At 67.5% G+C, this 22604-nt stretch carries 22 protein-coding genes; 15 read left to right on the top strand and 7 right to left on the bottom strand.

Annotated elements, in window-relative coordinates:
* Positions 1-95 precede the first annotated feature (95 nt).
* A complete protein-coding gene (locus LTT66_RS13500; protein WP_195100636.1) occupies positions 96-731 on the top strand; it encodes a TetR/AcrR family transcriptional regulator in 636 nt (211 codons plus the stop codon).
* Positions 732-911: 180 nt separating this feature from the next.
* On the opposite strand, the gene LTT66_RS13495 is transcribed toward LTT66_RS13500, so the two are convergent.
* Both LTT66_RS13495 and LTT66_RS13490 read right to left on the bottom strand, forming a co-directional pair.
* On the bottom strand, positions 912-1670 hold the full coding sequence (locus tag LTT66_RS13495) for a MerR family transcriptional regulator (RefSeq protein ID WP_233067349.1): 759 nt from the start codon (positions 1668-1670) through the stop codon (positions 912-914).
* A 51-nt stretch (positions 1671-1721) separates the two neighbouring features.
* Positions 1722-2039, bottom strand: a complete 318-nt coding sequence (locus LTT66_RS13490) for a hypothetical protein (protein ID WP_233067347.1) — start codon at positions 2037-2039, stop codon at positions 1722-1724.
* Here LTT66_RS13490 and LTT66_RS13485 point away from each other — a divergent pair, their 5' ends adjacent.
* Positions 2040-2204, top strand: coding sequence for a hypothetical protein (locus tag LTT66_RS13485; RefSeq protein ID WP_233067344.1), 165 nt, complete (start codon positions 2040-2042; stop codon positions 2202-2204).
* Here LTT66_RS13485 and LTT66_RS13480 read toward each other — a convergent pair.
* Positions 2201-3784, bottom strand: coding sequence for a SpoIID/LytB domain-containing protein (locus tag LTT66_RS13480; RefSeq protein ID WP_233067343.1), 1584 nt, complete (start codon positions 3782-3784; stop codon positions 2201-2203). The genes LTT66_RS13485 and LTT66_RS13480 overlap by 4 nt on opposite strands.
* Before the next feature lie 428 nt (positions 3785-4212).
* On the opposite strand from LTT66_RS13480, the gene LTT66_RS13475 reads away from it, so the two are divergent.
* A complete protein-coding gene (locus LTT66_RS13475) occupies positions 4213-6738 on the top strand; it encodes an N-acetylmuramoyl-L-alanine amidase (RefSeq protein ID WP_332909683.1) in 2526 nt (841 codons plus the stop codon).
* Positions 6739-6888: 150 nt separating this feature from the next.
* Here LTT66_RS13475 and LTT66_RS13470 read toward each other — a convergent pair whose 3' ends face one another.
* Positions 6889-7728 carry an HAD family hydrolase gene (locus LTT66_RS13470; protein WP_233069212.1) on the bottom strand — a complete coding sequence of 280 codons (840 nt, stop codon included), beginning with the start codon at positions 7726-7728 and terminating at the stop codon, positions 6889-6891.
* 153 nt (positions 7729-7881) lie between these two features.
* Here LTT66_RS13470 and LTT66_RS13465 point away from each other — a divergent pair, with 153 nt between their 5' ends.
* From LTT66_RS13465 to LTT66_RS13440, 6 genes are read left to right on the top strand one after another with little or no spacing between them, the layout of a single operon-like run.
* On the top strand, positions 7882-8859 hold the full coding sequence (locus LTT66_RS13465; RefSeq protein WP_195067011.1) for an ABC transporter permease: 978 nt from the start codon (positions 7882-7884) through the stop codon (positions 8857-8859).
* Positions 8856-9776 carry an ABC transporter permease gene (locus LTT66_RS13460; RefSeq protein ID WP_233067341.1) on the top strand — a complete coding sequence of 307 codons (921 nt, stop codon included), beginning with the start codon at positions 8856-8858 and terminating at the stop codon, positions 9774-9776. The genes LTT66_RS13465 and LTT66_RS13460 overlap by 4 nt, the downstream gene beginning before the upstream one ends.
* Positions 9773-11641 carry an ABC transporter ATP-binding protein gene (locus LTT66_RS13455; RefSeq protein ID WP_233067339.1) on the top strand — a complete coding sequence of 623 codons (1869 nt, stop codon included), beginning with the start codon at positions 9773-9775 and terminating at the stop codon, positions 11639-11641. The genes LTT66_RS13460 and LTT66_RS13455 overlap by 4 nt, the downstream gene beginning before the upstream one ends.
* A 13-nt stretch (positions 11642-11654) precedes the next feature.
* Complete coding sequence (locus LTT66_RS13450) at positions 11655-13355, top strand: ABC transporter family substrate-binding protein (protein WP_233067337.1); 1701 nt, start codon at positions 11655-11657, stop codon at positions 13353-13355.
* 32 nt (positions 13356-13387) lie between these two features.
* Positions 13388-15067 carry an ABC transporter family substrate-binding protein gene (locus LTT66_RS13445; RefSeq protein WP_233067335.1) on the top strand — a complete coding sequence of 560 codons (1680 nt, stop codon included), beginning with the start codon at positions 13388-13390 and terminating at the stop codon, positions 15065-15067.
* On the top strand, positions 15064-15726 hold the full coding sequence (locus LTT66_RS13440) for a hypothetical protein (protein WP_233067333.1): 663 nt from the start codon (positions 15064-15066) through the stop codon (positions 15724-15726). The genes LTT66_RS13445 and LTT66_RS13440 overlap by 4 nt, the downstream gene beginning before the upstream one ends.
* Positions 15727-15751: 25 nt before the next feature.
* Here the strand turns inward: LTT66_RS13440 and LTT66_RS37425 are convergent, their stop codons facing one another.
* On the bottom strand, positions 15752-16051 hold the full coding sequence (locus LTT66_RS37425; RefSeq protein WP_408638789.1) for a GNAT family N-acetyltransferase: 300 nt from the start codon (positions 16049-16051) through the stop codon (positions 15752-15754).
* Positions 16052-16188: 137 nt separating this feature from the next.
* Positions 16189-16707, bottom strand: a complete 519-nt coding sequence (locus LTT66_RS13435) for a GNAT family N-acetyltransferase (RefSeq protein ID WP_233067331.1) — start codon at positions 16705-16707, stop codon at positions 16189-16191.
* Positions 16708-17021: 314 nt separating this feature from the next.
* Here LTT66_RS13435 and LTT66_RS13430 point away from each other — a divergent pair, with 314 nt between their 5' ends.
* The 3 genes from LTT66_RS13430 to LTT66_RS13420 all read left to right on the top strand — a co-directional run bounded on the left by LTT66_RS13430 (position 17022) and on the right by LTT66_RS13420 (position 19716).
* On the top strand, positions 17022-17759 hold the full coding sequence (locus LTT66_RS13430) for a FadR/GntR family transcriptional regulator (RefSeq protein ID WP_233067329.1): 738 nt from the start codon (positions 17022-17024) through the stop codon (positions 17757-17759).
* A gap of 87 nt (positions 17760-17846) precedes the next feature.
* Positions 17847-18980, top strand: coding sequence for an IS630 family transposase (locus LTT66_RS13425; protein ID WP_223520231.1), 1134 nt, complete (start codon positions 17847-17849; stop codon positions 18978-18980).
* Positions 18981-18999: 19 nt separating this feature from the next.
* Positions 19000-19716: a sterol desaturase family protein gene (locus LTT66_RS13420; RefSeq protein WP_233067326.1), complete on the top strand. Its 717-nt coding sequence runs from the start codon at positions 19000-19002 to the stop codon at positions 19714-19716.
* Between the two features lie 140 nt (positions 19717-19856).
* Here LTT66_RS13420 and LTT66_RS13415 read toward each other — a convergent pair whose 3' ends face one another.
* On the bottom strand, positions 19857-20414 hold the full coding sequence (locus LTT66_RS13415) for a TetR/AcrR family transcriptional regulator (protein WP_233067324.1): 558 nt from the start codon (positions 20412-20414) through the stop codon (positions 19857-19859).
* 119 nt (positions 20415-20533) lie between these two features.
* On the opposite strand from LTT66_RS13415, the gene LTT66_RS13410 reads away from it, so the two are divergent.
* The 3 genes from LTT66_RS13410 (at position 20534) to LTT66_RS13400 (ending at position 22586) form a co-directional block, all read left to right on the top strand.
* Positions 20534-21283, top strand: coding sequence for a carboxymuconolactone decarboxylase family protein (locus LTT66_RS13410; RefSeq protein ID WP_233067322.1), 750 nt, complete (start codon positions 20534-20536; stop codon positions 21281-21283).
* Between the two features lie 134 nt (positions 21284-21417).
* Complete coding sequence (locus LTT66_RS13405; RefSeq protein ID WP_181723780.1) at positions 21418-21624, top strand: heavy-metal-associated domain-containing protein; 207 nt, start codon at positions 21418-21420, stop codon at positions 21622-21624.
* 14 nt (positions 21625-21638) lie between these two features.
* The gene (locus tag LTT66_RS13400) at positions 21639-22586 is read left to right on the top strand and encodes a hypothetical protein (protein WP_233067320.1); all 948 of its coding nucleotides are present in this window, start codon (positions 21639-21641) and stop codon (positions 22584-22586) included.
* Positions 22587-22604: the final 18 nt, after the last annotated feature.

Raw genomic sequence — 22604 nt, 5'->3', positions numbered from 1 at the left:
ATAAGTTGAGCCATGGTTCAAGTTCACGCTCGACGTTAGCTTAAGTTGAACCTATGCTCAACATATTTGCGGCGACCGATTTGTAGGATCGGCGCGTGGACAAGCCGTTACGCAGCGATGCCCAGCGCAACCGGGACGCGCTCGTGACCGCCGCCCGCGCCGTCTTCACCGAACGCGGCCTGGACGCACCGCTGAAGGAGATCGCCGCCCGCGCGGGGGTCGCCATCGGCACGCTCTACAACCGCTTCCCCACCCGCGACGACCTCATCGCGGCGGCGGTCGAGGACCGGATCGAAGCCGGCAGCCGCATCGCCGAAGCCGCGCTGGCCATGGACGACCCCTGGGAGTCGTTCGTCTACCTGGTGGAACAGGTCTGCGCGCTGCAAGCCGCCGACCGGCTGCTCAGCGAACTCGCCGTACGCGCGGCTCCCAGCCACGCCATCGCTCGAGCCCAGGAATACGGCCACGGCCTGATGCGCCGGATCATCACCCGCGCACAGGAAGCCGGAGTTCTGCGCACCGACTGGGTACTGGAGGACATCGCCTTCATCACCTGGTCACACACCAGGATCGTCGAGGCGACAAGTCAGATCGCCCCCGAAGCCTGGCGCCGCAACCTCGGCCTCATACTCGACGGCCTACGCGCGGAGGCCGCTCATCCTCTTCCGGTGCCGCCGATCACCGAAGACCAATTGATGCACGCGCTCGGACGCGACGACGACCAGGCCTAGGACGCCGTGGCGTGGATACGGTGCGACGGCGAGCGAGCCGGACCGCGCGTCAGTGCGGCGGGAGTGACTGCGGTGACTCGAAACCGGCTCCTGCCCAGCGGAATGGGTGGCGTTGGACGACCACCGAACGGTCGACGGCCGGTACGCGTGACTGCGTACCGGCCGTCGGGTAGTTGTGCTCTACAGCCGCTGCTCGGCGTAGATCTTCATGGCGTCGCGCACGAACTCGGCGGTGCCCGCTCCGTGCACGTCGTAGTTGACCGCGAAACGCGGGTCGGCCACGTACATCTCACCGAGGTTGACGAAGGCCTCCTTCACCACCGGACGGCCCTGCCAGCCGATGCCGATCCAGTCGTAGTGGCGCTGGACGATGGCCTGCACCTCGTCGGCGTCGGGCGCGAGCCCGCCGGCGCGTGCGCGGCCGTAATCGGCGGCGATGTCGAGATGGGTCTGCTGGAAGGTCTTCTTGTCCGCGTCGGACATCGAGCGCCACCAGCGGTCACCGCTCTCGTAGGCCTCCTTGCCCCAGCGTTCGATCACCTCGTCTTTGTACTGCGTGTGGTCGAAGCCGTCGAAAACTTCTGCTGCCACGAGTTGTTCACCTCTTTCCGTCTTGTGCAGCGTGGTTTGCACCGACTCGATCTGCCGCCGGATCCGATCCTGTTCCTGCCGCAGCAGTTCCAGGTGCGTGCGCAGCGCGGCGGCGGTGCCCTGCTCTCCGGCGAGGACTTCGGCGATGACCGGAAGGCCGAGCCCGAGTTCCCGCAGCAGCAGGATGCGTTGCAACCGCACGAGGGAGTCCTGGTCGTAATAGCGGTAGCCGTTGGCGCCGATCCGGCTGGGCGGCAACAGCCCCAGCTGCCCGTAGTGGCGCAGCGTGCGACTGGTGGTACCGGCCGCCTTCGCCAGATCCTGAATGGACCATTCCCCGGCTTCCATGACCCTGTCCTCCCTTCTCTCTCGTCGGTGTAACCAGCTTGCAAGTTGACGCTACGTCAAGGTCAACCCCGTATTCAGCAGGAATTTCCGGCGCTCGGCGCAGTCTCGGAGCAGGGGGACCAGTACGGGCGACGGCACGTACGAGCCGGTGCCGTCGGTGCACCGACCGCCTAGCCGAGCAGCGCGCGGCCCCACCGCAGGTCCGTTGCTCCAGGTGGTCGTGGTGACCTCAGGCGCCATCACCAACCGATCGGGCTGGAGGCCGAACGCCTGGATGTGCGCCAACCGTGCGCGGAAGATCGCCGGGCGGTCGGGATCGACCTCACCGAGCAGGGCCGAGCACTGATAAGCGGGCTGCAGCCCAAGCACATGGCGAACGAACAGCGGTTGCTCGCGGCCTTGGACCGCACCTCCCGAGAGCAGTTGACCGGTTCGCTGCGCACGTTGGCCGAGTCACTCGGCGACATACCTCCGGACTGGGCATCCGCGGCGAGGATCGAGAGCGGACGCCGCACCGGGGCGGCGCCGCACTAGCGGGAGGGCGCCTGCCAGGCAGGCGGAGTGGCGGGCACTTCTCCTGCGGCTCGTGACGAGCCGACAGGCTCCGCAAGCGAAGGGAGGGCCGCCCCAGCACCACGAGGCGTAGCGCCACGGCCCGGCGCGGCCATTTCATTGGCAGCAGCAGCAGCAGCCGCCGCACCACCAGGTGAAACCGCACCACCTGGCTGAGCCGGACCATCTGGCTGACCCGCACCGCCAGGCAGAGCCGCACCACCAGGCGGAGCGGCACCATCGGGTGCAGCCGCACCACCAGACTGAGCCGCACCACCAGGCAGAGCGGCACCACCAGGCAGAGCGGCACCACCAGGCAGAGCGGCACCACCAGGCAGAGCGGCACCATCGGGGGCAGCCGCAACACCAGGCAGAGCCTCGCCGTCGAGCTGAGCCGCACCATCGAACGCGGTAGCGCCGCCAGGCGTGGACCCACCGCCGGGTGCAGTGGCACCGGACTGAGCCCCACCAGGTGCGACCGCAACTGGAGAAGGCGCACTGCCGGGCAACGGCGCGGACGGACCCTCCTGCCCCTCAGCCACTTCCGGCACCGGTTGCAGCATGCGGGAGTAGTCCACGACCTGCGCGCCCAACGTGGGCGTCACGATGATGACGCCGTTGGTGTAGTGCCGGTAGGTACCCGCACGCCGGGGCAGGATCATCTCCGGCCCGAGCGGCGTACCGATGGTGCTGTTCGCGCCGCCGATGCGGCGGTACTCGGCATCGATCGCGGACTCGGCGACCGCCTGCTCGCGCGGATCGTCGGGTGGCACGGTGGTGACCAGCTCGCCGGGCGCGGGTCCGACGGCCATGGTCCGGATGTCGGCGGGTTCCCCGCCACCGGGCGCGGCGGAGTACTCCGTCCGCAGGATCCGGCCTTCGCGCAGCAGGACCGCGCCCGCCGTGGCCGCGACGGCTACTGCCGTCCGCGGGTCCTCCTGCGCGGTACCTGGATACCTCTGGCAGTCGGTGGTGTCGCAGGTCTGAGCGAATGGATAACGCTGTTCGGCAAGGGCGTACGAGCGCGCCGCGATCGCCTGGGCGCGCAACGCCTCTGCCGCGCCCTTGTCCGCCCAGTTGGCCTGCACCTCGGCCGGAACCACGCCGAGCAGATAGTCCTCGACGTCCACCTGGTTGATCGTGCGGGCCGCGCCTCCCTGGAGCGCCACCCCGAGCGCACCGCGGTACGCCGCGCCGCCGCACAGCGTGAGATGTTCTGCCGCAGGACGATTCGGCCGCGCATCGATGGGATGTAGCCACGGGTCGTCGGTTTGCGCCTGCCACAGCACGTCGCCGTCGCAGCCGACGGTCACCGCCACGTTCGCGCCGCCACCTGGCAGCGGCGTCAGATGCGCGACCTGGCCGGGCGCGACCTCCCGACCGCCCACGCGCAGACCGGCGGCGGCGAAGGCGTCGACAGACGAATCGTCCTGCCCCGTGAGCCGGACGCGAACGGCCGTCGGCGCGATGGTGGCGAGCGCCGCGCCTGGGTAGAAATGCGCGAGGATGCGTTCGGCCGACCATCCCTCGCGAGCGCTCTCGAACGCGCCCAGCTGGCTCATGCCCCGACCGTGGCCTGGACCAGCCAGTGTCTGAAACGGGACATCATCCCGCGCGGCAGCCAGCGTCACCACCGCGCTAGCAATCAGCAGGACTCCACAAAGCAACACAGGACGGATCACCGGTCCGCCACCTGGCAGCCGGCGCGGCCCCTTACGTCCGAAGCTCTCGAAGATACTTCTCACCAGCATTTTTATGCCCTCCGCGTGTTCGCATTACGGCGCATACGTGCACTCCCACGGTTTCCAGGGCGGATCGATCAGGCATGGTGCGTAGATAGGACAGCGATCCAAGAGTTACATTCAAGCAATCACATAATCCTCAACAAGAGGTTTAGTTATGTGACAATTGTGGCTATTGTGATCATTGATACATCAGGAAGCAATCTGAATCGCAGGTGATCGCCGGTTCGACCTGATTGGAGACGCTCGTGCGGTACCGCAAACCGAAACGCTCCTACGTGCTCCCGGTAGTCACGACCCTCGCGGTAGCGGCCCCGCTCGCCACCCTCGCGCTCGATGATTCGACCGACTACCGCAGCGCCAACACCACGAGTTCGGCCGCCGTACCGGCCGAACTCGCCGAGGTCGCGCTCACGAACGCGCCCGATATCGTGCTGCCGCTGCGTGAACTCACCGGACTGAGCCTGCCTGATCTGCATCTTTCCGATCTGCGCATGCTGCCGATTCCGGAGTCCATTCCGATTGCCGACTCACCGCCCCTACCCCCGGACGTACCGCGGCCAGAAGAAATACGACTACCCAGTTCTCATTCCGGCCAAACCTCCGGCCCCAACATTTCGAGCCGGACCACCGACCGGCCGAATTCCCCTGCTCAGCCGCTTCCCGAACGCGCACCGGGCAGTGTGCGCTTCATCGCCGATCCCGCCCGGCTCCAGCCCGGCACTACTCCCGACACGCCCGCGCTGTCTCCCGGCGCCGTGACCCCCCAACTGATGAGCCAAGTGGGGGCCCAGGTGAAGGAACTCTCCAGCGAGACTCCCTTCAGCATGGTCGCGCTCACCGCCAAGGAGTTGGCCGACACCACGGCCACGATCCGCGCTCGGCAGCCCGACGGCACGTGGGGGCCCTGGTACGACGCCGAACCGGTCGACACCCACCGCACCGACCGTTCCGGCCCCGGCCCGACCAACGGCACCGAACCGATCTATGTCGGCGACACCAACGCGGTCCAGGTCCTGGTCACGCGCAAGCAGGCGGCGGCAGAGACGATCCGGCCGGTGGCCGAGACAGCCCCCATCGTGGGCGGCCCGGTCGCGCAGCTGGGCGACCCGGCCCGGCAACCCGTGCCGCGCTCCGACGACCAGGCCCAGCAGCCCGCCGACCTGACCGCCGTGCTCATCGATCCGGGCCGCGGCGCCGTCGACGACGCGCTGCACAACGTCGCCGCAGAGCTGCCCGGCGGCGGGCCGGGCGTGATCACCCGCGCCCAGTGGGGCGCCGACGAATCCATCCGCTGCGATCAGCCGACCTACGACGACCACATCGGCGGCGTCACCGTGCACCACACCGCAGGCCGCAACGACTACAGCAAGTCCGAGTCGGCGGGAATCGTCCGCGCGATCTACACCTACCACGCGAAAACGTTGGGCTGGTGCGACATCGGCTACAACGCGCTGGTGGACAAGTACGGCCAGGTCTTCGAGGGACGCTTCGGCGGCCTCGACCGCCCGGTGCAGGGTGCGCACGCGGGCGGGTTCAACGAGAACACTTCGGGCGTGGCCCTGATGGGCAACTACGAGTCCGAGCAACCGACCGAGGCGTCGATCGAGGCGCTCGGGGCTTTCGTCGGCTGGCGCGCCAAGGTCGCCGGACTCGATCCCAAGGGCCACACCACGATGTACTCCGAGGGCACTTCTTTCACCCCGTACGCACAGGGCGAAGCCGTGCGGTTGCCGATCGTCTTCGCGCATCGCGACGTCGGCAACACCACCTGCCCCGGTGACGCCGCGTACGCGCTGATGGATCGGATCCGCGACATCGCCGCCGGTGCGCCGAGCGCGCCCCGCACGCACGACAGCCAACCCCCCGCACCCAGCGAATCCGATGTGGCGGCCCTCGCCGCGCTCACCACCAAGCTGCTGAACATGGTGCACGACAACATCATCGCCAGGCACTGGTCGCAGTCCGGGGGACCGGACGGACCGCTCGGGCCCGTGCGATCCGACGTGCTGCCCGCCGTGCACGGCCGGCAGTACGCGCAGTTCTCCAACGGCTACGTCTACACCGCGGCGGACGGGCAGGTCGTCGAAGTAATCGGCACCATCCTGGACCGCTTCCTGCAACTCGGCGCCGACGCGGGCGTCCTCGGACTCCCGCTGCGCAACGCCTACCCGGTCCCGGACGGCCTGCGCGCCGACTTCGAGCACGGCTCACTGATCCTCAACCAGCTCACCGGCATCGTCACGACGGTGTGGAAGACCTACAACGACACCTACCAGGAGGAAATGGGCCGCAATCCGGTCGCGGCCCAGGTGAGCGCCCCGGTTGCGGGTCGAACACCGGCTCCGGACAGCGCGCCGGTTCCGGCTGGTACCCCCGCGCCCTCCGTCGTCGGCCCTGCTCCCGAGGCGCGAACCCCACTCGCCCAGGCTCCGGCGGAGGCGGGCGCTCGGACTCCGATCGGTCCCGAGGGACAGACCCCACTCGCCCAAGGACCCGCAGGGGCAGGCGCCCCGACTCCGGCCGGGCCCGAGGGACAGACCCCATCCACCCAAGGACCCGCAGAGGCAGGCGCCCCGACTCCCGCCGGTCCCGAGGGACAGCCTCCGCTCACCCAAGGACCGGCGGAAGCAGGCATTCCAGCCTCGCTCGGTCCGTCCCCGCCAGGCGCGCAGAAGCCGGACGCCGTCCAGCGACCGCACGTTCCAGCACCCGAGGTCGCGCCCCCTTCCGGAGACACATTCGCCAACTCATCGCCATCCCCCGAAGGTTGATCGCGAACGACCCGACCTGATCCGGAGCCCGCGCACGGTGCGCGGGCTCCGCGTCGTTCCGGATACTTCACCGCCCGCGCGACCCGCGCCCCCTGACGACCAACGCGAGAGAGCATCGCCCGTTCGCGGCGCTGCGAAGCGAAAACCAGCTCATGTCCACCAGCGTTCGAGGACGCGTGCGACTCCGTCGTCGGAATTCGATTCGGCGATCTCGTCGGCCGCGGCGAGGGCCTCCGGGTGGGCGTTGCGCATCGCGACGCCGTGGCCGGCCATGGTGAGCATGGGGACGTCGTTGGGCATGTCGCCGAACGCGACAATGGTCGCCTCGTCCACGCCGAGTCGCTGGGCGACCACGGACAGGCCCGCGGCTTTGGTGATGCCGGGCGCGGACAGTTCGATGAGTCCGTGCTCGGTCGAGTAGGTGATGTCGGCTCGTTCGCCGATCAGCGGAGCGAGCACCGTGCGCATGTCCGAGCTGCGCGCGCCCGGTAAGCGGATCAGCATCTTGATGGCGGGCGCGTCGATGACCTCCTCGCGGGCCACCGAGGTGTCGTCGGGGTTCAGCCAGGCGTGCTCGTACTGCGGCGAGCTGACGAACTGCGGGGTCACCGCGTCGTGCGCGCTCTCGCCGACGCGTTCGGCCGCGAGACCGCAGCCGGGCAGCGCCCGCTCGGCGACGTCGGCGAGCCAGGAGAGCGTGGGCACGTCCAACGTCATGCTGGCCAGTACCCGGTCGGCGGCGCTGTCGTAGATCACCGCACCATTGCCGCACACGCACAGCGGCGCGTAGCCCAGGCCCTGCACCACCGGGGCGATCCAGCGCGGCGGACGCCCGGTGGCCAGCACGAACGGCACACCGTCGGCGATCAGGGCGCCTACCGCCGCCTTGGTCCGCGCGGTGACCCGCTCGTCGTGATCGATCAGCGTGCCGTCCACATCGGTGGCGACCATCTTCGGCTTGGGCAGGTGCAGGGGCGTCACCCATTCCATCCTGCCGGACGGCTTCCGCGGCGTTCCCGGCCCCGTGTCCGGCCATGCCTCGGACATGCCCGGATGTCATGTGGCACGCGCGCCGCCGACCACGTCCTTATGATCGGGGCTAATACCGACGCTGGCCCGTCCAGCCGAAAGACCAGAGGACTGATGACCGGCTTCCTGCTACGACGCGCGCTCAACTATGTCGTGCTGTTGCTGCTGGCTTCGTTCCTGACGTTCAGCCTGGCGTCACTGACGTTCCGGCCGCTGGACAGTCTCGAACAACGCAACCCGCGCCCGCCACAGGCAGTGATCGACGCCAAGGCCGAGGAGTTGCATCTCAACGATCCGATCCCGCAGCGCTATCTCACCTGGCTGAAGGGCATTCCGCAGGGCGACTTCGGCACCACGCTGGCCGGTCAGCCGGTGAGCGCGGAGCTGCCGCGGCGGGTGGCGGTGAGTCTGCGGCTGCTGGTCGTCGGCTCGCTGGTCGGCACGGTGCTCGGCGTGCTGATCGGTGCGGCGGGTGCGATCCGGCAATACAAGTTCAGCGACTATTTCACCACCGTGATCTCACTCCTGGTGCTGAGCACGCCGGTGTTCTTGCTCGCGACGCTGCTGAAATACGGTGCGCTGGAGATCAATTCGCTCACCGGATCGCAGATCTTCCTGTATACCGGCGAGACGTCGGCGAACAAGATCGACGGGCTCTGGCCACAGTTGCTCGACCGCATCCAGCACCTGGTGCTGCCCACCACCGCGCTGGCCCTCGGGGCCATGGCCGGTTACAGCCGCTACCAGCGCAACGCCATGCTCGACGTACTGCAGAGCGATTTCATCCGTACCGCTCGCGCGAAAGGTCTCACCCGCAGCAAGGCGCTGTACAAGCACGGGCTGCGCACGGCGCTGATCCCGATGGCCACGCTGTTCGCCTACAGTCTCGGCGGCCTGATCACCGGCGCGACGTTCACCGAGAAGATCTTCGGCTGGCACGGCGTCGGCGAGTGGCTGGTCGACTCGATCAACGCCCAGGATCTGTATGTCGTGGTGACGGTGACCGCGTTCGCCGGACTGGTCGTGCTGGTGTCGGGTCTGCTGTCCGACATCGTGTACGCGTTTCTCGACCCGAGGGTGCGTGTGGGATGACAGAAGCCGAAATCATCGTCCAAGGCGCCCCCGAGGTCACCGCGACCGGGCGGCGCAGGCTGGTCCTGCGGCGCTTCCTGCGCAACAAGCCGGCCGTCGCGGGTGGCTCGATCCTCATCGTGCTGTTCGTCGCGAGCTTCGCGCTCCCGCCCCTGCTGCCCTACGACTACCAGCAATTGGACTACACCGCCCTGCTGAAGCCGCCGAGCCTGGAGCATCCGTTCGGCACCACCCAGATCGGTCAGGACGTGCTCGCGCAAACCCTGCGCGGATTGCAGAAGTCCCTGGTCATCGGCCTGTGCGTAGCAGTGTTGTCCACTACCATCGCGGCCACCGCCGGTGCGCTGGCCGGATTGCTCGGCGGGTGGACCGACCGCGCGATCATGTGGCTGGTCGACCTGCTGCTGGTGGTGCCGAGTTTCATCATCATCGCGCTGTTCGCACCGCGCACCAAGGGCAGCGGTTCCATCCTGTTGCTCATCGTCCTGCTGTCCTGCTTCGGCTGGATGATCTCGGCGCGGATCGTGCGTGGCCTGACATTGAGCCTGCGCGATCGCGAATTCGTCCGGGCCGCAAGGTACATGGGAGCGCCCACCCGCACGGTGATCCTCAGTCACGTGATCCCGAACATCGCCTCGATCCTGATCATCGACACCACCCTCACCGTCGGCTCGGCGATCATGGCCGAAACGGGGCTGAGCTTCCTCGGGTTCGGTGTGCAGCCGCCGGATGTGTCGCTCGGCTCGCTGATCGCCGCGGGCACCAAATCAGCGTTGACCTATCCCTGGCTGTTCCTGTTCGCGGGTGGTCTGCTGATCATCACCGTGCTGTGCGCGAACCTCGTGGGTGACGGACTGCGCGACGCGTTCGACCCCGGCGCGAAGCGGGCTCGGTCGAAGAAGAAGGCGAAAGCATGACCAGCGCAGGAGCAACCCAGCAGACGGCCTCGACCGCGCCGCTGCTGGAGATCACCGATCTGCGGGTGTCCTTCCCCAGCGAGGAAGGCCGGATCGACGCGGTCCGCGGCGTCACCTACACGGTGTCCGACGGCGAGGTGCTCGCCATCGTCGGTGAGTCCGGTTCGGGCAAGTCGGTGTCCTCGCTGGCCGTGATGGGGCTGCTGCCGGAGCAGGCGCGGATCACCGGTTCCATCCGGTTCCACGGACGCGAACTGCTCGGGCTCGGCGATCGCGAACTGTCCAAGCTGCGCGGCAGCGCCATCAGCATGGTGTTCCAGGACCCGCTCTCCGCGCTCACGCCGGTGTACCGGGTGGGCGATCAGATCGCCGAAGCCCTGCTGGCCCACGGCAAGATGGGCAGGAGCGAAGCCGCCGAGCGCGCGGTGGAGCTGCTCGACCTGGTCGGCATCCCGGATCCCGAGGTGCGGGCGAAGGCGTTTCCGCACGAGTTCTCCGGCGGTCAGCGTCAGCGCGTGGTCATCGCGATGGCGATCGCGAACGATCCGGCGCTGATCATCTGCGACGAGCCGACCACCGCGCTGGACGTGACGGTGCAGAAGCAGATCCTGAACCTGCTGCGCAAGGCGCGTGACATCACCGGCGCCGGCGTCATCATGATCACCCACGACATGGGCATCGCCGCCACGCTGGCCGACCGGGTAGCCGTCATGTACGCGGGCAGGATCGTCGAGACCGCCACCACCGCGGACCTGTTCAACGCGCCGCGGATGCCCTACACCGTGGGCCTGCTCGGCTCGATTCCGCGCATGGACGGCCCGGCTCGACGTCCGCTGATCCCGATCGTCGGCGCACCGCCCGCCATGCACGCGCTGCCGCCGGGATGCTCCTTCGCGCCGCGCTGCCCGGTCTCGATCGAGGACTGCACCGCCGCGGAACCCCCGCTGGACCCGATCGAACCCGGGCACGCCGCCGCCTGCATCCGTACCGGCGAGGTCGGCACCGACGCGCTGTTCGAGGCCTATCGCAGCGAGATCTCCGAGCCGGACGCCGAGGCCGAGGTGGAGTCGGATGTGGTGCTGCGGGTCTCGGATCTGGTGAAGGTTTTCCCGATCACGTCGGGCGTGCTGCTGCGCCGCCGCAAGGGCGAGATCAGGGCGGTCGACGGCATCAGTTTCGAGGTGCGTCGCGGGCGGACGTTGGCGCTGGTCGGTGAGTCCGGCTCCGGCAAGTCCACCACGCTCACCCAGATCCTCGATCTGGTCACCCCGCAGGCGGGCGCGATCGAGATCATGGGCAGCGACGTCGCGTCGCTGAGCAAGGCCCGCAAGCGGGAGATCCGCCGCAAGATGCAGATCGTCTTCCAGGATCCCACCGCCTCGCTCGACCCGCGCCTGCCGATCTTCGACGCGGTGGCCGAGCCGTTGCGCATCGACGGGCGTCCGAAGGCCGAAATCGCACGCCGTGTCCCGCAACTGCTCGAGCAGGTCGGCCTGCGCCCCGAGCACGCCGACCGCTACCCCACCGACTTCTCCGGCGGCCAGAAGCAGCGCATCAGCATCGCCCGCGCGCTCGCCCTCGACCCGGAACTGCTGGTGCTCGACGAGCCGGTCTCCTCGCTGGACGTCTCGATCCAGGCCGGTGTGCTGAACCTGCTGCGCGATCTGCAGACCGAGCGCGGGCTGTCCTACCTGTTCGTCTCGCACGACTTGTCGGTGGTGCGGAACCTCGCACACCACATCGCCGTGATGTATCGGGGCAAGATCGTGGAATACGGCTCCGCCGAGCAGATCTTCGCGGCGCCGACGCACGAATACACCCGGGCGCTGATCGACGCCGTGCCGGTGCCGGCCGTGATCCGGTAGGAAAGGGAGCACGATGCGAATCCGGTCCACCCGAGGCTGCACCCGGCGACGCTCGGCACGCTGGGCGGTCCCGGTCGTCGCGCTCGGACTGGTGGTCGCGGGGTGCGGGGCGAACGACAGTGAGTCGGCGACCGGCCTGTCCGACGCGCTCGGCACCACCAGCGACATCAATCCGCACGAGGCCGGCGACCTGCGCGAGGGCGGCAACCTGCGCTTGGCCACCACCACCTTCCCGGCGAACTGGAACACGCTGTCCAACGACGGGAACGACGGCGAGATCGGCGACATCGAGCGGCCACTGATGCCGCGCGCGTTCCACACCGACGCGGCGGGGCAGCTGACGGTGAACACCGACTACTTCACCGACGTCCAATTGACCGGCACCGAACCGCAGCAGGTCACTTACACGATCAATCCTGCGGCCGTGTGGTCCGATGGCACCCCGATCACCTGGGAGGACATCCGCGCGCAGGCCAACGCGCTCAGCGGCGCCGACAAGCGCTTCCTGATCGCCATCACCAACGGGTTCGACAGGGTCGAGAAAGTCGAGCGCGGCGTGGACGACCGGCAGGCCGTCATCACGTTCAAGCAGCACTACGCGGAATGGCGGGGCCAGTTCGCCGGGAACATGGCGCTGTTCCCGAAGTCGGTGACCGCGGACCCGGAGGCGTTCAACCACAGTTTGGTCGACCGGATGGGTCCGACCGCGGGGCCTTTCGTGGTCGAGTCCACCGACCGCACTCAGGGCCGCATCGTCTTGGCACGCAACCCGAAGTGGTGGGGCGAGCGGCCGAAGCTGGACACCATCACCTACAGCGTGCTCGACCGCGCGGCCTGGGTGGGCGCACTGCAGAACAACGAACTCGACGCGGTGCGGCTGAGCACGATCGATGACGTCAAGACCGTCCGCAACACCTCGGGGATGGTCGTGCGCCGGGCACCGGGCAATCGCTGGCGGCACATCACCTTCAACGGCGCCCCCGGCTCCATCCTGGCCGATCCGAAACTGCGCGTAGCCATCTCGAAGGCGATCGACCGGCAGGGCATCGCGACCGCCACCCAGAACGGTCTGGTGGAGAACCCGAAGCCGCTGAACAACCACATCTTCCTGCAAGGGCAGGAGGGCTATCGCGACAACAGTCTCGGCTACGACCCGGCCGCCGCGGCGAAGGAACTCGATGATCTGGGCTGGAAGCTCAACGGCGACGTCCGCGAGAAGGACGGACGCAAACTGGTCATCCGCGACGTCATGTACAACGACCCGACCTGGGTGCAGATCGCGCAGATCATCCAGCAGAACCTGGCCGCCGTCGGGGTGGGGCTGCAGATCGACACCCGGCCGGGTGCGGGCTACTTCACCGAAGTCATCCAGCCCGGTGATTTCGACGCCGCTCAGTTCATCTTCTCCGGCGACGCGTTTCCGCTGAGCAGCTTGCCGCAGATCTACGCCTACCACCCCGACGATCTGCAGGGTAATTTCGGCCGGATCGGGTCGCCGGAACTCAACGCCCTGATCGATCGCACCCTCTCGGAGCTGGATCCCGCGAAGGCCATCGAACTGGCCAATCAAGTAGATCGCGCGGTCTTCGAAGAGGGCCACTCGCTACCGCTGACCCAATCGGAAGGAAACTTCGGCGTACGCGCCGACATCGCCAATTACGGCTCCCCCGGGCTCGCGTCGTACGACTACACCAAGATCGGTTTCCTGAAGTAGACACGCAGCAGCGCTGCGGGAAGGAGCGAACCATGCGGATTCGTTCACTCACGACACGTCTGGCGATCGCCGCCGTCGCGATCGGATTGGTGGCCTCCGGGTGTAGTTCCGACGACGAAGGCGCGCCGGCGGGCTCTGCCGCCGAACTCGGCACCACCAACGACATCAACCCGCACGATGTCAGCGAGTTGCGCGAGGGCGGCAACCTGCGACTGGCGATCTCGTCGTTCCCCGCGAACTGGAACAGCTTGTCCAACGACGGGAACGACGCCCAGATCACGGCCATCGAGCGACCGATGTTGCCGCGGGCGTTCAAGACCAACGCCGCCGGCGAGCTGTCGATCAACACCGATTACTTCACTGACGTCCAGCTGACCAATACCGATCCCCAGCAGGTGACCTACACGATCAACCCGAAGGCGGTGTGGTCCGACGGCACACCGATCACCTGGGAGGACATCCGATCCCAGGCCAACGCGCTCAGCGGTGCCGACAAGTCGTTCTTGATCGCCAATAACAACGGCTTCGACCGGGTCGAGAAAGTCGAGCGCGGTGTCGATGATCGGCAGGCGATCATCACGTTCAAGCAGCACTTCGCCGATTGGCGCGGACAGTTCGCGGGGAACAACTTCCTTATCCCCAAATCCGTCACCGCGAACCCCCAGGCGTTCAACAAGGGCGAGGTCGACGGCATCACGCTGACCGCAGGGCCGTTCCTCGTGCAGTCCACCGATCGGGCGCAGGGACGAATCGTCCTCGGCCGCAATCCCAAGTGGTGGGGTGACACCCCCAAGCTCGACACGATCACCTTCAGTGTGCTCGACTCCTCCGCGCAACTGCCCGCGTTGCAGAACAACGAGATCGACGCGGTCGGGCTCGGTACGCGCGACGAACTGCGGACCGCGCGCAACACCCAGGGCATCGCGATCCGGCGGGCGCCGGGCAACAGCTGGAACCACTTCACGTTCAACGGCGCGCCCGGCTCCATCCTCGCCGATCCGAAACTGCGCGTAGCCATCTCGAAGGCGATCGACCGGCAGGGCATCGTCACCGCTATCCAGAACGGCCTGGTGGAGAACCCGAAGCCACTGAACAACCACATCTACATCCAGGGGCAGGCCGGCTACCAGGACAATAGCCTGGGCTTCGACCCGGCCGCCGCGGCGAAGGAACTCGACGATCTGGGCTGGAAGCTCAACGGCGACGTCCGCGAGAAGGACGGCCGCAAACTCGAGATCCGCGACGTCATGTACCAGGAGGACACCTGGGTGCAGATCGCGCAGATCATCCAGCAGAACCTGGCCGCGGTCGGCGTAAAGCTGAACATCGAGACCAAGCCGGGCAAGGGCTTCTTCACCGACGTGATCCAGCCGGGCAACTTCGACGTCGGCCAGTGGACCTGGGTGGGTGACCCGTTCCCGCTCGGCAGCCTGAACCAGATCTACGGCTACAACCCGAATGACCTGCAGGGCAACTACGGCCGGATCGGATCGCCGGAACTGAACGCGCTGATCGAGCAGACGGTGTCCGAACTCGACCCGAAGAAGGCCATTGAGCTGGCGAACCAGGTCGATCGCAAGGTGTTCGAGGAAGGCCACTCGCTGCCCCTGATGCAGTCCACGGGCAATGTCGCGGTGCGCGCCGACTTGGCGAACTACGGCGCCCCCGGCCTGGCGTCTTACGACTACACGAAAATCGGTTTCTTGAAGTGAGCTTCGGATCGGGCCACACCTTGGCCTATCCGATCACGGTGACGATCGGCGCCCTCGCGGTCTGTGCCGCCTGGGCGCCGTTCGGCACTCTGGACCAGGTGGCGGCCATCGTGGCCGTCGCGCTCGGCATAACCGGGTACACGGGATACCGGCTTGCCGTCGCTTTGGGCGTGCTTCCGTTCCGCCGTTCGGACACCGCGCGCACCGTGCGGGTCACTCGGGTCCGCCAGCAACACCGCCTGGTCAGCCGGTCGTGGTTGCAGATCGAGGGCACGGGGCGACCACGATGGCTACCGGTGTACTTCGATCCAGCGCTGGTCACCCTCACCGCGACCCGAGCGGAAATCACCGACCGTACGATTCACGTCGCGGGACGACGCCTCTACCCGTCCGGCCGCGTACGCGAGGCCGAACCGCCCGGCCGTCTCGTCGACAACCCGAGTCGCCCCGACCCGGACGCGCCTGCCCACGTCGCGCAGGTCACGCGGCTGCGCCGCCGTCTCCTGCTCGACGCGCAATCTACTGTCGCCGCCCCTATCGGGGCGCTTTTGTGGGTCTACATCGATGGCGGTGGTTTTCCAGCCTTCCTCGCCGCCACCACCATCGCGGCCGCGTGCTCGATCTGGCTCTCCGCCATTCGAGGCTCCGATCCCACGTAACCGCCAAGCGGTACCGCCGCGCCGGCTATTCGCGCTCGTAAGAGTACTTTCGCCAGGCTATCCCTTCCGTGAAGCCGCAGGCACGGTACACGCGACGTGCGATGTCGTTGGCTGGGTCGACACTGAGATAGACACGCTCGATCCCCTCCGTACGTGCCGCTTCGGCCAGCACATGCCGGGTAAGCGTCGAACCATACGATCTGCCTCGGAACTCCTCCGCCACCGACAGATAGTCGAGCCGGCCGAAACGGTTCCGCTGACGTGGATCCAGAGCGCGCAGCCGACGAGCCGCCTGGCCGATGGCCCCCCTTCGACGTGCCGCCACATCGCGATGGCCGGGCGCGTGCGGTCGGCGCGCGTCGGTGGTTGACCGAGCACCCACGCTGCCCGACCCCGGTGGTGGGGCGGATCTCGAGCCGCCCCACCACCGGTACCGTCAGCCGTCGAAGCTAACGGTTCTTGCTAGTCGATACCGAACGGCGCGGCGTAGCGAACCGTGCCGCGTGGTAGCGGGTGTGCGGGGTCGAGCGTCAACGCCATCAACGCCTCATCCGGCACCTCGATACTCAGGCCGATGCCGTACTCGGATGCCCGGCCGAAGCCGAAGCGTGGGTAGTACGTCGGATGACCGAGCACGATGACGAAAAGCTCGCCCATCCGCGTCGCGGCCGCGAGCGCGGCGCGAATCGCGGTCGCACCCGCACCGGTCTTCTGGTACTCCGGCAGCACCGCGCACGGGCCGAGACACAGGGCCGGTGTGGTGTCGACGTGGCAGCGAGTCAGCAACGCGAAGCCGACCGGCGTGCCGTCCGGCAGCGTGCTGACAAGGGACAGACCCTCTATCCACGCGGGGTCGTCGCGCAGGGCGTCGACCAGATCGACCTCTTCGGCTCTCTCGAAGGCCGCGCGGTTGATCTCGTGGATGGCGGGGATATCGGCATCGGTTTCGGCGCGCACACGCCAATCGATGGTGGGACTCAACTCGGATTCTCCGTGTTCTGATGGTCGGGCCGGTCTAGGACAAGGCACCACCGTCACGCGAGCCGGATGGCTCGCAACACGAACGCCGGACGAAGAGAATCAGACCGGGACCCGGGGCAATTGAACAATCCGGGCGTCGTGTGTGACGGCGTTCTCCGGCGCGGTCATCCCGCCCCACCTCCTTGGTGCACTACTAATCGAAATCGAACGAGCGATGCTAGCGCCGTCGTGAGGGACGGGCCAAGCGAATTAAGGAAGCAACGCAACTGGTCTGACCACTTGACCTCCTGACCAATACGGCGCACAGTAGACCCATGGCGTTGCAACCTGTGGTCAAGCGGTCGGTGTCGGCGGATGTGTTCGAGCAGATCGCCGCGGATGTGCTCAGCGGCGAGCTGGCGCCGGGGGCGACCTTGCCCAGTGAGCGGCAGTTGGCGGAGGCGCTGGGGGTGTCCCGGCCCGCGGTGCGGGAAGCGCTGCAGCGGCTGGCCGCGGCGGGGCTGGTGTCCGTGCGGCAGGGTGACGCGACGACTGTGCTGGACTATCGGCGCGGCGCCGGGCTCGAGGTTCTGCCCAGGCTGCTGGTGCAGGCCGGGGAGCTGGATCCGGCCGTCGCTCGCAGCATTCTGGAGGCCCGGCTGCACAACGGGCCGAAGGTGGCGGAGTTGGCCGCGCGCCGGGTCGGCGTGATCGGCGCCGGCGAGATTCGCCCGCTGCTGGAAGCGTCGGTCGGAGCGCTTGCCGTCGAACAGGATCCGATCGCGCGGCAGCGGCACGCGATGGAGTTCTGGGATCACGTCGTGGACGCGGCCGACTCGATCGTCTTCCGGCTGATGTTCAACATGTTGCGCGCCGCCTATGAACCGGCGCTCGCGGCGCTGGCCCCGATCATGTCCGCCGAGGTGGGCAACGTCGAGGCATACCGCGAACTGGCCGCCGCCATCGCGGCGGGACGGCCGCAGAAGGCCGCCACCACCGCTCGGGCGCTGCTCGAGCCGGCGACCACCGCTCTGATCGAGGTCCTCGGCGGACCGCCGGTCACGCACAGCTAGTGCCGCGCCCGGGAACCTTTGCCCTGTTGTAACCGACACGCCGACAGGTTGCGGCGTGCCGGTCAGGGCATCGGTCAGCCTGGTCGGGTGGCAGAACGAGTACGGGTGCGAGAGCTCGACGACGATGAAGGCAGACGGTTGGTGCGGATCATTCGCCGCGGTACCGGATCGGTGGTGACCTGGCGGCGCGCTCAGATGATCCTGCTCTCCGCTCAGGGCATGCCGGTGCCCAAGATCGCCGAGGTCAGCTTCACCAGTGCTGACCGGGTCCGCGATGTGATCCACAACTTCAATGCCGACGGATTCGATTCGCTGTACCCGAAATACGCCGGTGGCCGACCGAAGACGTTCACGCTGCCCGAACGCCGCGAGATCAAGAAGCTCGCCAAATCTGCCCCGACCGAACACGATCTGCCGTTCTCGACCTGGAGCCTGACCAAACTCGCCGAGTTCCTGGTCGCTGAGGGGGTGGTCGACGACATCAGCCACGAGGGTCTGCGCGTGCTGCTCCGTGAGGAGGGTGTCTCGTTTCAAAAAGTGAAAACCTGGAAGCGGTCGAAAGACCCGGACTACAAGGCCAAGAAGGCCCGAGTCGAGCACCTGTACGCCATCGCCGACGGTGAGGTCGTGCCCGACTCCGATGAGCCACAGGTGATCTTCTGTCTCGACGAGTTCGGGCCTTTGAACTTGCAGCCGCATCCGGGCCGGCAGTGGGCCGAACGCGGTGGCAAGCATAAGGATCCGGATCGCGAACCCAGGCGCCGTCGGCGGGCAACCTATACCCGCCCGCACGGGGTACGGCATTTGTTCGCCGCGTACGACCTCGGTAAGGACAAGCTGTATGGGCATGTCAAGGCCACGAAGAACCGCACGAAGTTTCTCGAGTTCTGCCGGTACCTGCGCACCTTGTATCCGGCCGAGGTCCGCATGGCGATCGTGTGCGACAACTTCTCGCCGCATCTGACGACGAAGAAGTGCCAACGGGTCGCCCAGTGGGCCGAGGAGAACAACGTCGAGATCGCGTACACGCCGACGAATAGTTCATGGTTGAACCGTATCGAGGCGCAGTTCACCGCGTTGCGGTACTTCGCGCTCGACGGCACCGACCACGGCAGTCATCGTGAACAGGCGTCCATGATCCGGCGCTACATCATCTGGCGGAACAAGCACGTCGAAGACCAACGGCTACACGAAATCGTCAACAGGGCAAACGTAGCCTGATGCGGCACTAGGAACGAACATGACCAAATCCAAGGCATCCGAACGCGATTCGATCGAGGCCGACGCGCGGGCACGAGTACGCAGGGACGAGCGGGCACTGCGCCGCGGACTCACCCTCGGACAGGCCTTCGAAGAATTCCGCCGTCATCCATCGCCGTGGATGATCGGGACCACGCTGGTGGGCGCGGTGATCGCCCGGATCGTCGTCGGCGACTGGCAGCCGACCGACCTGCTGGTTCCCGCCGTGATGCTGGCAATGTTCCCGGTCTTCGAGTGGATCGTGCACGTCACCGTGCTGCATTGGCGGCCACGGCGGCTCGGCCCGATCGCGCTGGACAGCGAGCTGGCCCGCAAGCACCGCGAGCACCACGTGGACCCGCGCGACATCCCGCTGATCTTCATCCCGACGAAAACACTGTCGGTGCTGGTCGTCGTGCTGGTCGCGCTGGCGTTGTTCGCTTTCCCGCGCCTGGGCCTCGGGCTGACCTTCCTGATCACCATCACCCTGCTCGGCCTCGGTTACGAGTGGACCCATTACCTCGTGCACACCGACTACAAGCCGAAAGGCTCGCTCTACCGGGCGGTCTGGCGCAACCATCGCCACCACCACTACAAGAACGAGCACTACTGGTTCACGGTCACCAGTTCGGGCACCGCAGACCGCCTCTTCGGCACCTACCCCGACCCGGCCACCACCGAAACGTCACCGACCGCCCGCAACCTGCACTCCGCCTGATCCGCCGGATGCCGCTGTCACGCGACAGCGAGTCCATCCTCCGGATGGGCCGGTCGTAACCCTCCACCCGAGCTCGGCGCGCTACCGACACGCGCCGAGCTCGCACATCCGGGAGACGCTTCGCGGCGTTTCCAGCGTGCTTACTGTGCGGCGAGCAAACGCCGGGCGATGGTTCGCGCACGGGTCGCAGCGTCCGGGGTTCCCTCGCGGACGGCGGTGACGATCGCACCGTCGACCAGGAGCGCGAGTTCGGCGGCCAGGTCCGTGGCGTCGGATCTCCCCGCCTCGGTGAGGAGTTCGCTCAGATAAGCGATGACACGGCGTTTGTGCCGATCGGCGACCTGATGGGCGGCGCTGGCGCGATCGGCGACTTCGACCATGGTGTTGATGAACGCGCAGCCGCGGAAATCCTTGCGGGCGAAGCGGTCAGCCAAGGCGTCGAAGACGGCGAGCGGGCGGGCGGCCGGGTCGTCGGTCTTCGCCTCGACCGATTCCCGCAGCCAGCTGAGCCAGCGGCGGTCGCGGTCCTCCAGCACCGCGACGATCAGGTCGTCCTTGCTCGCGAAATGGCGATAGAAGGAGGCACGGCCCACGCCCGACTCATGGAGCAGGCGGTCGATGCCGACGGCACGGATGCCCTCGGCGTAGAACAGGTCCTCCGCCGTGGTGAGCAAGCGCTGCTTGGCCCGGGTTGCCATGCTGCCACGGTAGCAGAACGGAACCGGTCAGTACCGTCCCGCTTGACCAAGATGGAACCACTCAGTACCGTCTCAATTCGGCACCGATCGGTACCATCTTGTCCGAGCTGGAGGCTTCGATGTCCCGCCTGACCCTTGTGCACACCGACTCCGCCGACGCCGAGCAGACCGATCTGCTCACCGAGGTAGAGCGTCAATTGGGCCGCGTCCCGAATCTCTATGCCGCCATGGCGAACAGCCCGGCAACCCTGCGCGGCTACCTGAATTTGCGCGAAGCGCTGGGCCGAGGGAAGCTCTCGGCCCGTATTCGCGAACAGCTCGCCCTGCTGATCGCGAGCGAGAACGGCTGCGACTACTGCACAGCCGCGCACGCCATGCGCGCGAGCCGGATGGGCTTCACCGAGCAGGCGATCATCGACACCCGCGCGGCGCGCGCCGCCGACCCGCACACCGACGCGATCCTGCGCATCGCCCGTGACGTGCTCCACACCCGCGGCCGGATCGAGGACGCCACCCTCGCCTCGGCGCGTGCGGTCGGCGTGAGCGATGCCGAACTGAGCGAGATCGTCGGCCACATCGCGCTGAACGTCCTGTCCAACTACTTCAACCACGTCGCCGAGCCGGAACTCGACTTCCCGCCCGCGGCACCGGCGAAAGGCACCGCGATGGAAACGAAATGGCGGCCCGCGACCAAGGTCACCCTGGTCGAGGGCTATTCCCTGCTGGACCGGAACGGACAGCCCGTACGCACCGCCGACGACGCGCACATCGCGATCGAGGGCGGGTTCTTGCACGTCAAGGTCTCCGATTCCGCCGCAGTACAGATCGTCTCGGCTCCCGCCGTCGCGCTCGTGACCTACGCATCCTGAGCGGTCCACACCGAGCCCGGTCCCCAGCCCGCTGCGGACCGGGCTTTCTCGTATGCGCTGGAGACCACACTTGACATCCGTATACCCTAGGGGGGTATCGTAGTCATTGAAGCAGTTACCCGAGGAGGACCACAATGAGCACCACAACCGTCACCGTGACCGGCATGACCTGCGGCGGCTGCGCCGCCTCGGTCCGCACCGAGATCGGCCGCATCTCCGGCGTCGGCTCCGTGGCGATCGATCTCGCCGACGGACTGGTGACCGTCGAGAGCACGAGCCCGATCGAGCGCGCCGAGGTAGCCGCCGCCGTGGCCCGCGCCGGCTACACGGTCGCCGGCTGACGAGGAGCACGGCGATGAACGCGTCCACCAAATTCGGCGGCTTCGCCCTCGGCCTCGCCGCGGTCTTCGGGATCGCCCTCGTGGCCGGTTCGGTCCTCGGACCGGAGCCCACCGAACCCGCCACCCACGACTCGACAGCACACCCCGCCGAGGGCGAAACACGCTCAGACGCTCTACCTGGAGGAATGATGGCGACCGACCGCGGCTACACCTTGCGGCTCGACACCACCCAGACCGCCGCCGCGGCGAACGTGCCGCTGCGCTTCACCATTCTCGACCGGGACGGAAAGCCCGTCACCCGCTACGTGCGCAGCCACGACAAGGATCTCCACCTGATCGTCGTGCGCCGCGACATGGCCGCGTACCAGCACGTGCACCCGGTGCTCGACGGCAACGGGACCTGGAGCGTCCCGCTCGATCTCACCCGCGCGGGCGACTACCGGGTTTTCGCCGATTTCACACCCGAGGGCGCCGACAACCTGACGCTGGGCGCGGACCTCCGGGTAGCGGGAGGTTACGACCCGCAGCGATTGCCCACCCCCACACGCACCGCCACCGTCGGCGACTACACCGTCACGCTGGACGGCACCGTCGCCCCCGGCCGGACCTCGAAGGTGACGCTGTCGGTGAGCCGCGCCGGGAAACCGGTGACCGACTTGCAGCCCTACCTCGGCGCCTACGGCCACCTGGTGGCGCTGCGCGCCGCTGACCTGGGCTACCTGCACGTCCACCCCGAAGGTCACCCCGGTGACGGCGTGACTCCGGCCGGGCCGGGCATCACCTTCGCCGTCACCGCGCCGAACGCGGGCGACTATCGCCTGTTCCTCGACTTCCAGCACGAGGGCGTGGTCCGCACCGCCGAATTCACCCTGACCGTCGCGCCGGGCACCCCCGACGTGGACGCCTCGACCCACAACGAACACACTGGTCAGCAGCAGGCGCCGGACGGCCACGGCCACTGATCCGACGTCCGCACCGCG

Source organism: Nocardia gipuzkoensis (genome assembly GCF_021183645.1).
Classification (GTDB): Bacteria; Actinomycetota; Actinomycetes; order Mycobacteriales; family Mycobacteriaceae; genus Nocardia; species Nocardia abscessus.
Note: the sequence above shows the minus strand (reverse complement) of the source record. Positions and strands in the feature narration are given on the sequence as shown.